Here is a 14768-nt window from a genome sequence, read left to right as displayed (position 1 = left end):
GGTCTCAACACGGGTAGGCGGGGATACCTGCCGTGTCCACATCGTCCGCGAACTCCTGACCGGCGAGGGCGCCGGTTCCACACAAGCAGGAGCGGCGGCGCCGGTCCTACAACTGGGGGAAGGACGCTGGCGGGTCAGACAAGCCACCCTCCGTTGCCAGACCACGGCCCCTCGTCTCTTTGGCTCGTTTCTCCGTGCGCGTGCCGCTCTATGGCTTGTTGGGCTCGAGGATGACATACACGGGCAATCCCAGTCCGCTCACGCCGAATTGTTCCATGACGTCGCGGGCGGGGGATGCGTCGGGTTGCTGGGCCTGGTACTTTACCTTGACGTAGTCTGCAAGGGCATCCTGCACTCGTGGCTCCTTGAAGGTGGTCTGGTTCATGGTGAGGCAGTTTTTGCACCACGTAGCCCAGAAATCAATGAGCACGGGTTTGTTCTCGTCTTTGGCGCGCGCGAGCCCTTCAGCGAGGGACGGGGTCCACCCCTCTTCATCGAGACCCTGGGCGCTTGAGGCGACCTCGGCTTGGTCGACGCCGTACCGTTCGCTGAAGAGTTCGTAACTGAGGTAGGCGTAATATGCCGCGAAGGCCAGAATGAACACGCCAAACGCGTACTTGATCTTGATCATCCACGCGCCCGGTTTGGGCAGGAACGACAGTCCCGCGCCCAGGAACGGCCACGGAAGGGCCATCCCGACGCCTAACAGAAACGGCAGGGCGAGGGCGATCGGGTTCACTTGATACAGCTCACGCGCCAGGAGGATCACAAAGATGACCACCGGCGCGACACAGGCTCCCGCGAGCATTGCCGCGACCGCGCCCATTCCGAAGGCGAGGTAGAACGTGCCCTTGCGCGATTTGTCGATGGCGACTTTGTTCTGGAATCGCGTGAAATCGATGGTGATGATGTCGAACATGGCCAGGGCCAGGACGATGAACACAACCGCGACGGCGAGGTTGAACCACGGCGACGCGTTGATGCTCCCGAACGAGGACCCCGTCAGCACGGCCACGAGGCCCAGGATGCCGTACACCAGCGCGATAGCGAGGCCGTAGACGCCGCCCAGAGCGAAGCCGCGTCTCCGCGACCCGGCCTGGGCGCCCGCGCCGATGATGGCGAGGTTGATGGGGATCAGAGGCAGCACGCAGGGAGTCAGGTTAAGGGCCAATCCTCCCAGCAGGGTGAGGAGGATAATCGCCAGGACGCTCTTGCCCGCGAATGCGTTCAGGTCGGTGCTGACAACGCCCGATTCGACGCCTTCGACCCACTCGATGAAGGCGTCGCTGCTTATATATCCGGAGTTGCGCCCGGTAACCGTGAAGTCATCAGCGAGCGAGCGCCAATCGCCGGTTTCTTCGCCCTCTGCCGGGGGTTGGGGCAGTGTATTCTCGGGCGGTTGCGCGGTTGGGGCCGCGCCTGCTTTCCCGAAATCGATGCGCTCGAAAATGTCTGCGTGTTGTTCCGACACTGCGGTTCCCGGGGCCACGACCATCAGTTTCGCCGCGAAAGGAACGGTCTTGGGCGGAGCGCAGACGGTGTCGTTGCAGGCCTGGTACCGCAGGCTGCCCGGAAGTTCGTACTCGCCGGGGGCTGTGTTCCCTGCGACGGACATTGCGATTCCGACGGTTACCGTGTGTTCGTAGACGGCCAGCTTCTCCTGAGAGAAGCTGAACGAAGCCAGGACGGCCTCGGGATAGACCAGGCCCTCGAGGGTAACCCCCTCCGGGGGCTCAAGCGACACTTCCGTGGGAATGAGGTACTCGTCGAGAGGCTGATGGGCGTTGATGTGCCAGCCGTCTGGGACCTCGATGACGACGGCGATGCGGGCCTGTTCGCCCGGGACGGCGCCGGAAGTCTGCTGATAGGCGGCTATGCCGAGCTCGGGCGGACCGCCGGGACCGGCCAACGGCCCGAACTGAGCCGCCGCTGAAATCGCCTTGAACAGGACTATGACACCCACGGATATTCGCAACAACTTCCGATACCGCATGAACTCTCGCTCCTGAAAACTCGGCACGTCCTCGCCGTCCGGCTTGTCCTGCGCTACTACCTTATTCGGAACGCCGTGCCGATGCAACGATTGGCCCCGGGTCTTACTTTGGTGGGGAACAGGCCGGGAACGAGCGGCATTTCCGCGGGGAACGCGAGGCTGTACGTCAGAAGGCCCAGAGAAAGATTCGAATTCAGGGAATTCTGACACTTTTCCGCACTAGCCAAACACAAGTGACACTGATATACTAATGACAGTTCTTTGGAGAGGGCGTGTTCACCGTCCAGCCCTTCTTCGTCCGCTTCGAGGATTCATAGTGATTGTGGGCAACGGAAAGGTGAACAGATGGCGCGTTTGCCGGTTGGCCCGGCTCGGGCTGGGGGTGCGGCAAGGCGATTTTTGCGTTTCGACAAGAGGGAGAAGCGGACGTGCCTCGCAAACTGAAAGATCTCGTAAGTGAGCCGCCGGTCCTCGGGGCCTCACAATTCGAGGCTCTGGTACAGGAGTACCCGGACGGCCTTGTCATCCTCGACGAACAGGGAACCGTGCTCTTCTCAAATGCGGCGGCTGGCAAGCTGCTCGGCCAGGGCAAGGAGGAGCTCCCCGTTGGCAGCGCCTTCGAGGTACCTAACGAAGTCCGGGAATCCGGCAATCAGGCGATGGTCTCGCTCGAGCAGCCGGACCTGTTCCTGGACTACCGGCTTCGGCCGATACAATGGAACGGTCAACAGGCGCACATGCTCTGCGTGCGCGACGTAACCGAGGACTTCAGGAGACTCCATCACCTCGAAAAGCGCGAGCGCCGGGGCCGTCTTATCGTCGCCCAAGCCGCCGAAGGCATAGTGGTGATTCAGGACGGCTTGGTGAAGTTTCACAATCCCATGGTGAAAAAGGTGACGGGCTATTCGGATGCCCAACTGCAGCAGATGCCCGTGGCCCGCCTGCTTCACAAGGAAGATGCGGCGGTCATAGACGGTTTTCAGAGCGTGCTGACGGCCAGTCCCGAGGCCCCCGTGACCTATGTTATGCGCATCTCGACCAAGGAGGCCGAGACCCTCTGGGTAGAGGTCAAAGCCACGCGGATCGACTGGCAGAGCCGCCCGGCGGCGCTGTGCTTTTTCACCGACATCACCAATCGCGTGCATGCGGAGCGCGACCGCATGCTGCTTGCCACCGCGATCGACCAGGCCGTCGAGGCCATTGTCGTAACGGGCGCCCAAGGCCAGGTCGAGTACGTGAATTCAGCGTTCGAAGAGCTCACCGGGTATACGCGGGCTGAAGTCCTGGGGCGAAGCCCCAAGGTCCTGTATGGCGGCGAGACGCACCGAGACGCCTACGAGCAGATCTGGGCCGCGATCAACCGGGGCGAGATCTGGAACGGCCGGTTTCAGAACCAGAAGAAAGACGGCACGTTTTACGAAGAAGACACGACGGTATCGCCCGTGTTTGATGACAAGCGCAGGTTGACCAACTTCGTCATTCTGAAACGCGACGTTACGGCGCAGGTCACCCTTGAACGCGCCCTCCGCAGCGCTCAGCGCATGGAGGCGATGGGCACCCTGGCTGGCGGCATCGCGCACGACTTCAACAATTCGCTGGCCCTCATTCTGGGCCGGTGTGAACTCGGGTTGCATGCCCTGCCGAAAGACCATCCTGCGGCGCAGCAATTCCAAAGCATCCACAAGACCGGCCAGCGCGCCGCCGGCATTGTCAAACAGATTCTGGTTTTCTGCCGCCAGGCCGAACAGGAGAAAAGACCGCTGGTCATCGGGCTTATCGTCAAAGAAGCCATTGAACTTCTCCGCACCGCGCTGCCCAAGAACATCGAGATTCAGGCCGATATTGAACGCACGGGGGTGCGGGTTCTCTCCGATCCCGCCCAGGTGCACCAAGTCGTGATGAACCTCTGCACCAATGCGTTTCATGCCATGGGCGAGCACGGCGGCGTGCTTGGCGTGAGCCTCAAAGAGGTCACCGTGGACAGCCATTCGTACGCCGATGTTGGCGAGATTCACCCGGGGCTGTACGCGCAGCTGGCCGTGAGCGACACCGGCATCGGCATGGACCGCGCGACCATGCAGCGCATCTTCGATCCCTTCTTCACCACCAAAGAACCCGACGAGGGGACGGGCCTGGGTCTGGCAACGGTTCACGGAATCGTCACCGGCAGCGGCGGCGCGATTCAGGTCGAATCGGCTCCGGGGAAAGGCAGCATCTTCAACATCTTCTTCCCTGTGTGCGAAGAGGAGGAAGCGCATGACCGGCCGGTTTCACCCGACGCCCTGGCGGGCACGGAACGGGTGCTCGTTGTGGACGACGACGTGGATTTCGTGGAGATGTATCAGGCCTTGCTTTCCCAGCGCGGCTACCGGGTGACCTCATTCGTGCGGAGTTCCGATGCGCTCAAGAATTTCGAGGCAAATCCGGGTGCGTTCGATATCGTGGTCACCGACCATATCATGCCGGGCATGTCGGGCGTCGAACTGGCAAAGAGAATGCGTCAGCTTCGGCCGGATATCCCCATCCTGTTGTCTACGGGGCTCGGGAGACCGGATTCTCACCCTAAAGCGCTCGAAGGCGTCATCACGGAACGCTTGCTGAAACCAACGCCCCTGGCGGAATTGATAGCGGCTATCCGGCGGGCCATGGGGCACGCAGCGGAGTGACCGGCACGGGTCCCCGGCTGCCGGTTATTCTCTTTCCTGAAACCGTATCGCTATGATCCCGAGAATCAGGCCCGCGCCCGCAAAGACAAGGTCAAACACCGCGGCATAGGCGGTGTGCGACACCAATTTCGGGTACGATGCCGCCAGAGGCATTTCCACGACTTCCCGCAGCGCGAAAATACCCAATGCCACCAGGAATACCATTAAATACTTGTGCCATGGGCGTACGGAATCGCGCAGGGCCCTTTCCATATGGAAGCCAACGAAACAGGCCAGGGCCACACCGCCCGCGAGTTGCACCAGCTGCCCCACATTCAACACGGGATAGGTCTTTGAGAGTTTGACGAGCGTGTGGGCGTATAGCGGCGCTTTCTCGAATGGGACGATGCGCGCCACCAGAATGGCCAGCCCCCAGGCCAGCATGAGCCATTTCACGTGATTGGGGTGGGGCAGACGTCCCTCGGTTCCGATCAGAACCAGGGCAGCCAGCAGCACGCAATGCACGTAGAACAGCGGCTCGCCCGGTCCCTTTCGCAGCACCAGTAAAGCGAATGCCGCCACGGCGATGCCGGCCAACGCAGCGATCACGGCGTCGGTTGCCGTGAGGGGCAGCGGCTCGCGCCGAAGCGGCCCGCGCCCCTCCTGCTTCGGGCGGCCGGTCTCTTTGTCGATACCCAACACCGCGAGCACACTCAAGGCAACCAGCCCGACCGTCAGGAATGCGGGCGCGACAATTCCCTGGGGACGCTGGATATAGTAGATGGCGGCGGCGTCCCACACGTACAACAAGCTTCCAAACCCGGCAACGGCGAGGGACGCGCCAGCCTGCCAGGCACCCCACGACATCGCGCCCGCGGCGACATCGGCTGCGGCGAGGGCCAGAACCAGAACCAGCGAGGATGTGGGCACTTTGCGCACCAGCAACACGCCGGCCAGCACACTCACCGTGAGGAATAGCGCCAATCCCAGGAACAACCCTTTCTTCTTGATATCATGAAATCCGAGCGCCCAGATAAACGCCCCGCGCCCGGCCAGGAGCATCACAAGCGCCGTAACACTGGCGGGAAGATACAAGAACAGAGCGCCAAGCCAGAGAAAGACGGTGACCACGACCATGCGCCGGCCAAAGTCGTAGTCGAGGCCGCCACAGATGCATGCGGCGAGCACGCCTGCGGCCGGGGCCATTGGCGCCGCAGCCAGCATCCAGACCCCCTTTCCCTTCATGAACCCCAGGAACAGCGCCAAGCCGATAATGGTGACCGCGCCCTCGCAGAGCCACTCCGCCAGATGCGCTTCGAAAAACCCGGGCTCGGGTGGCGGTTCCGGCTGTACCTTTGCGCGCTCTTCCTGGCGCTGGAGGCACTCGCCGCAGATGAGCGCGCCGTGATACGCCGAGAGCTGTGTCCTTCTCAAGAGCCGGCCGCATCCAAAACACACGGCCTTGGAGTCTTCCTTCTGGACGGGTTCCTGGGGTTGGGGCCGGACTGGCGTCCGCGGGGGAGGCGGGGTCGTGGCCTGCTGCCGCTGGATAGCGCCAGCGTCGCTCGAGAAATCCACGTCGGAGCGCCCGCTTATTTCATCCACAAACGCATCGAGCTCGCTGAACCCCCCGCTCGAGAAGCTTACCGATTCCGCGCTCTCGCGACTGCCCGGGAATACCTCTTCGTATCTTACGGGCGCGGACGCACCGTCCGCCGGCGGGGGTGTTTCGAACACAGTGGGCACCAGCGTCTCGGCGGGACGCCACTCGGAGCCGCCTTCCGCTTGTAACAGAGTGCGCTTGTCTATCGTGCCGCGGCGGACAAGCATCCGCAGCTCTTCGTCGCCGACCGGCCCGAAGGCCTGAGTGCCCCTGCGAAAATACCACCCCATGCCCCGACTCCCTATGAACTCCGCCCGAAACGCTGGTCCACGCTCCCTGTCCGCCTGGGTATTCTCCCCCAAGTATGCAGAACAGCATTGCGGCTGTCAAAGTGGCGATGGTGAAGAACGCATGGCATTCACTCAACCATAGGTAACAGCCATCCTGGTACTTGCGCAAGCTGCCGCATGAAAACACAAGACTCTCTGAAGATCTTGCTCTGGCTCCGCAAAGGGGACTACAGTCTGTGAGAGCGATTCCGAGGGAGTCAGGGTCCGGACCCTATGGAGAACCTCCGACGTCATGTATCCTGCTGGAGGCGGGCGCGAACCTTTCCGGACTTCGAACTCTCGCCCCGAAACGGGGTCAAAACAGACGGGAAGCCCGGTACGGGTTTCCGTTTGCATGAACACCTGCCGATATGTCGCGCAGATTCGCATTGGAAAACCGCTGTCACTTGATGCGGGCCGATCGTGGGAGGCAAGAAGATGAAGACATCAGCGAGTCGGTTCACGAAACACATGGTGCTGTTGTGCGCGGGCATGCTCATGATGCTGGGAGCGGCGGCACAGGACCTCGACTTTCTGGAGCGGTTCGCGCTGGGCGAAAACCGCGAGGAGGTACTCAAAGAACTTGTGCCGGGCACCCAGGAATATTATTTCTACCACTGCCTGCACTATCAGAACACGGGCAAGCTGGACGAGGCCGACAAGGTGCTTCTCGCCTGGCACCAGATGGACGAGAACTCCCCGGGGCTCAATGAGATGCGCAATCGCCAGGCCCTCCTGCGCTACGGCGAACTCCCCGAGGTCACTCTGGAGTATTTGCGCCAGAAGCTCGGCCTGCACTTCAACCATCAACGTGAAGTGGCGGGCGCGAAATCCAACTTGCCCACAGCGCTTGACCCCACTGCCATCTCCCGGGCCACGCTTACAAAGCGGGCACTCAGCCTATACGACGGCCGTCTGGAGGGGTTCGAGGACTCCGCCCTCGAGTGGCTGGTCGAACAGGACCTCGGCAGCCAAGCCCTTCGCGAATGGCTCAGCCGGCTGACGCGGCCCGACTTCGAACCGCTGCCGCGGCTGGTCCTCGCCGAGCTCCAGGCCGAAGGAAGCGGAGGATTCGGGTCGCTGCCAATTCACCGGAATCTGCTCCTGTCCCAGCTCGACGAACTGCTCCGCCTTGAGCCCGACCTCCTCAACAACGGCGAGTTTGTCAACGTGTATATCTCGAAACTCGCGCCGAGCGCCGACGAGAACTGGCGGGTCGACCCCGTGGCCAAACAGGCCTATCTCGACCGGCTGGAAGCCTTCACGTCCCGGCTCAGCCCCGTTCATAACTCATTGAAAGCGTGTGTGTTATACCAGCGTCTCATCTTTGACCGCACTCAGGGCGCGCGCGACAAGAACCGTTTCATGGCCTATATCCAACTCCCCCGCAACGTGGCTTATATCAGCCGCGACTTCATGAAAAAGCCCGAAAACCGGAATTTCGTGGCCGATTTCGGCCAGTCCTACTGTGGATTGCCCCCCATCACGGATGACCAGGGGCTCGTGCGCGACTATCTCGAGCACTTCTTCGTTACGGAGGAGTCTCACAAGCCGTATATCGAATTCCTCGATGAGGACTACCTGAAGCGGGTGTTTGCCGAGACCAAGATCCTGCACGGTATTGGCGATCTTGAAAAATGGGCGGCTTGGCTGACGCCCGGCGACTTCCAACAGCTCAAAGAGCGCGTGGGAATCGAGTTCGACCCCGCCAACAGGGAACGCTACGGCGTGGGCGACCCGGCCAAGGTGACGGTGTGGACCAAGAACGTGGGCACACTGATCGTGAAGGTTTTCGAAGTGAACACCGGCGCCTATTACCGCCAGTACGAGCGCGAGGTCAACACCGACATCGACCTCGACGGGCTTGTCGCCAACGAAGAACAGGTGTATACGTGCGACGAGCCGCCCTATCGCAAGGTCGAGCGCACGTTCGAGTTCCCCGGCATCGACCACCGCGGCGTCTATGTGATCGAGATCATCGGCAACGGCAAGAGCAGCCGCGCGATCATCCGCAAGGGCGGATTGACCCACCTCGTGCGCACCGGCACCGCCGGCCAGGTCTTTACCGTGCTCGACGAGAACGGCGCCGAAGTGAAGAACGCCGCCATCTGGATGGCGGGCCACGAATACAAGGCGGACGAAGAGGACCGGGTCACGCTGCCATTCAGCACCGAGCCGGGCGAGCAACTGATCGTGTTGTCGGACGGCGCGTTTTCGGACCTCGCCCGTTTCAACCACCAGGGCGAAGTCTATTCGCTTTCGGCGGGGTTTATAATCGACCGTGAATCGCTGCGCCAGGGCGGCGTGACCGAGGTGGGCGTGCGTCCCGCGCTCTACTTGAACGGCACGCCGGTGACGCTGTCCGTTCTTGAAGAGCCGAAGCTCATCGTCACCTCGACGAGCAACGAAGGCATCGCTTCGACCCGCGAGGCGCCCGGCTTCGAGCTGTTCGAAGACCGCCTGTCGGTCCACGAATTCCGCGTGCCCGAGGGTCTTTCGCAGCTAGCCTTCACCCTGACCGCCAAGATCAAGCCCATGACGAATCCCGAGCGCGTCGATCTTGCCGCCAGCCAGGTCGTGAACATCAACCAGATCGATACGACGTACAACACCGAATGCGTCTTCCTGACCAAGACCGCCGGCGAATACTTCCTGGAACTTTTCGGGAAGACCGGCGAAGTGAAGAACGGCCGGCCGCTCAACCTCGAGCTGAAACATCGCGATTTCAGGGATACGGCGAGTGTCTCGCTCCAGACAGACGATGCCGGGCGCGCCGGGCTGGGCAGACTCGAGGATATCGACTGGCTCCAGGTGGCCTCGCCGGATGGGGCAACGCGCACATGGAAGCTTGCCTCCGATGCCGCGGCCTATCCCTCGATCATCCAGGGCGCGGCGGGCGAAACCTTGTATTTGCCTTACGTTGGCGATGCGCCCGCGCCCGTACGGACCGAGCTGGCCCTGCTCGAATTGCGCGGGGGCTACCAGGCCGACCGCTTCACTGCGCTGAGCATCGAAAACGGGTTTATCGCCATCGCCGGGCTTGAACCGGGCGACTACGAGCTGACACTCAAGAAGATCCCGCACCAGGTCTCCGTACGCGTCACGAAAGGCGAGAAGAGTCTGGGCTACGCAATGGGAGCGTTCCGCCGCCTGCAACAGATCAACACCGCGCCGGTCCAGGTGACGGGCATCGAACCGGCGGACGATTCGATCCGGGTCTCCGTGGCGAATGCGTCCCCTGTGACACGGGTTCACGTTCTGGCGACGCGGTTCGTGCCGGTGTTTTCGGAGTTTGCGCGGTTGAGCATTCCGAGCGAACATCCTGGCGCGAGCTACGTGCCGCCCATCCTGTCGGTCTATACGTCCGAGCGCGCCATTGGTGACGAGTACCAGTACATCCTCGACCGAAAATACGCTGACAAGTACCCCGGCAACATGCTTGACCGGCCGGGCCTACTCCTCAACCCGTGGGCGCTCACGGAGACGGAGACCGGGAGCCAGGAGGCCGCTGCAGGCGAAGCTCCGCCCGCTGCGTCCATGCCGCAACTATTGGCCGAGGAGGCCCCCGGCGCGGCGGAAGGGCCCGGCGGCCCGGTGGGCGACGTCGACTACGCCAACCTTGATTTCCTGGGCGGCGATCCAGCCGTCTTCCTCAACCTGCAGCCGGACGCGAACGGCGTCGTGACCGTCCCCCGCAAGGAGCTGGGCGGCCGCCATCACATCCACGTGTTTGTCGCCGACCCGCGCAACACGGTGTACCGGCAGGCTGCCCTTTCCGACGATGCTACGCCCTTCCGCGACTTGCGGCTTGCCGAGGGCATCGACCCTAAAACCCACGCCACCGAGCAGAAACGCATCACCGTGCTGAAAGAAGGCGACGCCCTCACGCTTCAAGGCAGCGGGGCGCTCGAGTTCGAGGTGTATGACACCATCGGCAAGGTCTACGCGCTGTACAACACCCTGTTGTCGGACCCGAAACTGACCAAGTTCGGTTTCGTGACCCGCTGGCCCGAGTTGACCGACGAACAGAAACGCGAGAAGTACTCCGAGTTCGCCTGCCACGAGCTGAACCTGTTCCTGCAGCGGAAAGACCCGGCCTTCTTTGAGGCGGTCGTGAAACCGTTGATCGCGAACAAGCTGGACAAGACCTTCGTCGACCGTTACCTGCTGGGAGACGACCTGGGCGCCTGGCTTGACCCGTGGCGCTACGGACAACTCAATGTTCCCGAGCGCATCCTGCTCGCCGAGCGCATCGTGGCCGAACGCGACAACACCGTCCGCTTTGTCAAGGACCGGTACAACCTGATTCCGCCCGACGTCGACCGTTTCAACCACCTGTTCATGACCGCGCTGCGCGGCCGTTCGCTCGAGGTCGCCGCCGGGGGAGGCGGAGGTTCTCCCTCTGGAGGCTTGGGCGGCATGGCCTTGGACCGTCTGGAACTGGGAGGGAAAGTCGTGGCGGGCGCGGACTTCGATGTTAACGGCGTGATGCTTAGCCGTCCGGCTTCCGAAGCTGACCGACTGCCCGCGCCCGCGCCGCCCGCCGAGGCGGAAGAGCTGGCCGAGCAGGCGGCTCGCAAAGCCGATGTCGCCCAAGCGGGCGCGGTTGAACTGAAAGCCCTCGGCTATTTCGCCAAGGACGAAGGAGGCCGCGCGCGCTACCGTGCGCTCTACACCGCTATGGAAAAGACCCGCGAATGGGTCGAGAACAACTACTATGAATTGCCCATCGAACAACAGACGGCCGATCTTATCGCAGTCAGCGCGTTCTGGCGCGACTACGCCGAGCGCGACACCGCCGCGCCATTCCTTTCGAGCAATCTGGCCGACGCTTCGCGGAATTTCCCCGAGATGATGTTCGCATTGGCCGTGCTCGACCTGCCTTTCGAGGCCAAGGAACACAAGGTCGAGCAGGACGGCGCGAAGATCGTGCTGACTGCCTCCGGCCCCGCCGTGGTCTTCCACAAGGAGGTTACGCCGGTCGAACCACGGCAGGACGCCCCGCCGATTCTCGTGAGCCAGAACTTTTTCCGGCTCGACGACCGGTTCCGCATGGTGGATAACGAGCGCGTGGACAAATTCGTGACCGGCGAATTCCTGAAGCAGGTCGTTTACGGCTGCCAGGTCGTCGCGACCAACCCCACGTCATCGCGCCAGCGCCTCGACGTGCTTCTCCAGATTCCCGAGGGGGCCGTTCCGATCGAGCGCTCGAAGTACCTGAAAACCCACAGCCTCGCGCTCGAACCGTACAACACCGCCACGCTCGAGTATTACTTCTACTTTCCGGGCGAGGGCACGTTCGAGCATTTCCCGGTCCACGTCGCGAAAGGCGGCGAACTGGTCGCCTTTGGCAGCCCCGTTACCATGAACGTGGTCGCCGAGCCGAGCACCGTCGACAAGACGTCGTGGGCCTACATCTCGCAGCACGGGTCCGATGAAGACGTCTACGGATACCTGCAGAACGAAAACATCCACGCCGTCGACCTCGACCTCATCGCGTGGCGCATGAAAGACGCGGCGGTCTTCACCAGGACCCTCGAGCTCCTGCGCCAGCGGCGCGCCTTCAGCCCGACCCTGTGGTCGTACGCCATTCAGCACAACAACGCGGCCGCCGTGCGCGAGTACCTCCAGTTCCGCGACGACTTCGTGAGCCAGTGCGGAGCGGCCATCGACAGCCCGCTGCTCACCCTGGACCCGGTCCTCCGAAAGACCTATCAGCACATGGAGTACAGTCCGCTGGTCAATGCGCGCGCACACAAACTGGGACCCCGCCGCGTGATCGTCAACGAGCGGCTCGCGGCCCAGTACACGCGCCTGCTCAATGTCCTTGCATGCCGTCCGGTGCTCGACCAGCACGATCTCATGTCCGTGACCTACTATCTCCTGTTGCAGGACAAGATCGAGGACGGCCTCGCCTATCTTGCGAAGGTGCAGCCGGCCGAGCTCGACACGCGCCTCCAGTATGACTACTTCGCGTGTTGCGCGGCCTTCTACACCGAAGAGCCGGACAAGGCGGCCGCCATCGCATCGAGTTACGAGGCGTATCCCGTAGACCGGTGGCGCAAGCTCTTCGCGAACGTCCTGGCCCAAGCGGAGGAAATCACGTCCGCCCGGACCGCCGTGATCAACGAGAAGAGCCGCGAACAGCTCCAGGATCAGCTTGCACAGACCGAGCCCGACTTCGAATTCAAGGTCGAGGCGAAGCAGATTACCGTCACGTACCAGAATCTTGCCGCATGCCGCGTGGCCTACTACCCGATGGATGTCGAGATGCTCTTCTCGCGGAGCCCGTTCGTGAAGCAGGGCGCAGACCACTTCTCGACGATCCGGCCGAACTTTGTCGAGGACCGCGAACTGCCCGCGGACCAGACCACCGCGACGTTTGACCTGCCCGAACGGTTCCGCAGCAGCAACGTCATGGTCGAGATCACCGCTGGCGGGAAGAAGAAGACGCAGGCGTATTACGCAAGCAATCTCGCCGTGCAAGTCATCGAGAACTACGGGCAGCTTCGCGTCACGAGCCTGGAAACCGGCCAGCCGCTGCCGAAGGTTTACGTAAAGGCCTACGCGCGGATGCAGGGCGGCGAGGTCAAGTTCTACAAGGACGGATACACCGACCTGCGAGGACGGTTCGACTACAGTTCGCTCAATACCGACGAGCTGGACTACGTCGAGCGGTTCGCGCTCCTGATTCTCAGCGAGACCGACGGCGCCGCCGTGCGCGAAGCCGCGCCGCCGAAACGGTAGGCGACACGATACGAGCAGGCGGATCCGGCCCGGCCACCGCGCCGTGCCGGGTCCGTCTTTACTCGGAAATCTCGGCGGTGATCCTGCCGATTTGGAGTGTCGCGGGATGCCAAAGCCTGGGCCCGCCTTCCCCGCCGAGTGTGTAAATCGTATCGCCAGCGGACGCTGCGCTCGGGATTGACGTCTGCTCGAGCAGGGGGTCCGCCGTACCCAGCGTGCCGGTGCTGGTATCGTAAACCAACACCGTATTCTCGAAGAAAGTCTTCCAGTCCCGCGCTTTTTCTTCGGCGGAATAGACGTCCGACACGGTGCCGTCCAGGTTCCAGGTCTTGGGATATTTGTACCCGGCGATGAGAAGGATATAGCGGTCGTCAAAGACCAGCGCCCGCCGGTTCGAGCCGTGCGGCATGTCGCGCAGCCGCGTCCATTGTCCGTTCGCGGGGTCGTACACCCAACTGTCCACGGCGTTGTAGTAGGAAGTCTCCATTTTGGCCAGCGGCGCGAAGATTCCACCAAGCTGGTAAATCTTGCCTCCCGCGGCAGCTACGGCACAGTCGAACTTGGGAACACCGGGACAGTCCGCAAGGCGTTTCCAGCCCGCGCCGATGTTGGCCGTGTCCAAAACGAGCAGCGCCTGTCCTACCGGGTCGCCATTGCGTCCCTTTTCTGAATGGAAATCGGTCCCGTCGGCGCCGGGTCCTTGAAAGAAGTCGGCCGCGCCATGCAAGTAAATATTCTTTCCGATCACGGCCGTGGTGGTGCTGCTGCCGTACACCGGCCAAGGGAGCTTGGCGCCCGGGACCTCCTCCCAGACCCACAGTCCGTCCTTCTGCTCCAAGCGGCACGTGTCCTGATAGGTGAACGGCGGGTCATAGTTGATGCCGCCCATGACATACATCACATTGTCTACGACCGCGACGGCGGTCCCCTGGCGCGGGGGGCCCGGCATGTCGGCGATCCGTTGCCATCCGGCGGGTTCGTTCTTTGGGTCGAACGCAAAGGCGAGCCGAGTGAAGCCCGACGGCTGGCCGCCGAAAGCGTCCGGATACTGTTTGCAGACGTCGAGCGGATGGCGCGTGAACCCGCCAGCCGAGACGACCTTGCCGGCAACGTACCCCACGGCGGAATCCTGAATTCCCATCGGATAGTCCGGGCCGAGCCGCCACTCGATTTTGAGCATCGGCTTGAGGGTATCCGGGGCTGGGGCCGCGAATTCCTGCGCCCACGAAACGCGTATCCCCACCAGCACCGCGGCGGCGACGACAAGCCCGCTGACTCTCAACGCATGCGACTTGGCTATTGGCATAACCGGCCTCCTGGCGACGTTTCACAGGTGTGCGCACATTCGCTTGGGTTCCGAGTCTAAACACAGCGGCAGCGGCAGCGCAAGGCGGCTGGCGAATCAGCGGCAAACGTTTATGCCGCGATAAGGCTAATACGGGTTGCTTCCT

5 protein-coding genes are annotated in these 14768 nt (G+C 62.4%); 2 read left to right on the top strand and 3 right to left on the bottom strand.

The window, feature by feature from the left end:
• Positions 1–208 precede the first annotated feature (208 nt).
• A complete protein-coding gene (locus PLJ71_20780) occupies positions 209–1993 on the bottom strand; it encodes a cytochrome c biogenesis protein CcdA (protein ID HQM51130.1) in 1785 nt (594 codons plus the stop codon).
• Between the two features lie 428 nt (positions 1994–2421).
• Here PLJ71_20780 and PLJ71_20775 point away from each other — a divergent pair, with 428 nt between their 5' ends.
• On the top strand, positions 2422–4659 hold the full coding sequence (locus tag PLJ71_20775) for a PAS domain S-box protein (protein ID HQM51129.1): 2238 nt from the start codon (positions 2422–2424) through the stop codon (positions 4657–4659).
• 24 nt (positions 4660–4683) lie between these two features.
• Here the strand turns inward: PLJ71_20775 and PLJ71_20770 are convergent, their stop codons facing one another.
• On the bottom strand, positions 4684–6531 hold the full coding sequence (locus tag PLJ71_20770) for a DUF4339 domain-containing protein (protein HQM51128.1): 1848 nt from the start codon (positions 6529–6531) through the stop codon (positions 4684–4686).
• A 477-nt stretch (positions 6532–7008) separates the two neighbouring features.
• On the opposite strand from PLJ71_20770, the gene PLJ71_20765 reads away from it, so the two are divergent.
• A complete protein-coding gene (locus PLJ71_20765) occupies positions 7009–13317 on the top strand; it encodes a hypothetical protein (protein ID HQM51127.1) in 6309 nt (2102 codons plus the stop codon).
• A gap of 58 nt (positions 13318–13375) precedes the next feature.
• On the opposite strand, the gene PLJ71_20760 is transcribed toward PLJ71_20765, so the two are convergent.
• A complete protein-coding gene (locus PLJ71_20760; protein ID HQM51126.1) occupies positions 13376–14623 on the bottom strand; it encodes a hypothetical protein in 1248 nt (415 codons plus the stop codon).
• Between the last annotated feature and the right edge of the window lie 145 nt (positions 14624–14768).

The organism is Candidatus Hydrogenedentota bacterium (assembly GCA_035416745.1).
Taxonomy (GTDB): Bacteria; Hydrogenedentota; Hydrogenedentia; order Hydrogenedentales; family SLHB01; genus UBA2224.
This window is presented reverse-complemented; position numbering and strand designations above follow the sequence as displayed.

Coding starts and splice junctions, on each gene's coding strand:
- PLJ71_20780 (HQM51130.1), bottom strand. CDS start 1,993: ATGCGGTATCGGAAGTTGTTGCGAATATCCGTGGGTGTCATAGTCCTG.
- PLJ71_20770 (HQM51128.1), bottom strand. CDS start 6,531: ATGGGGTGGTATTTTCGCAGGGGCACTCAGGCCTTCGGGCCGGTCGGC.
- PLJ71_20760 (HQM51126.1), bottom strand. CDS start 14,623: ATGCCAATAGCCAAGTCGCATGCGTTGAGAGTCAGCGGGCTTGTCGTC.
- PLJ71_20765 (HQM51127.1), top strand. CDS start 7,009: ATGAAGACATCAGCGAGTCGGTTCACGAAACACATGGTGCTGTTGTGC.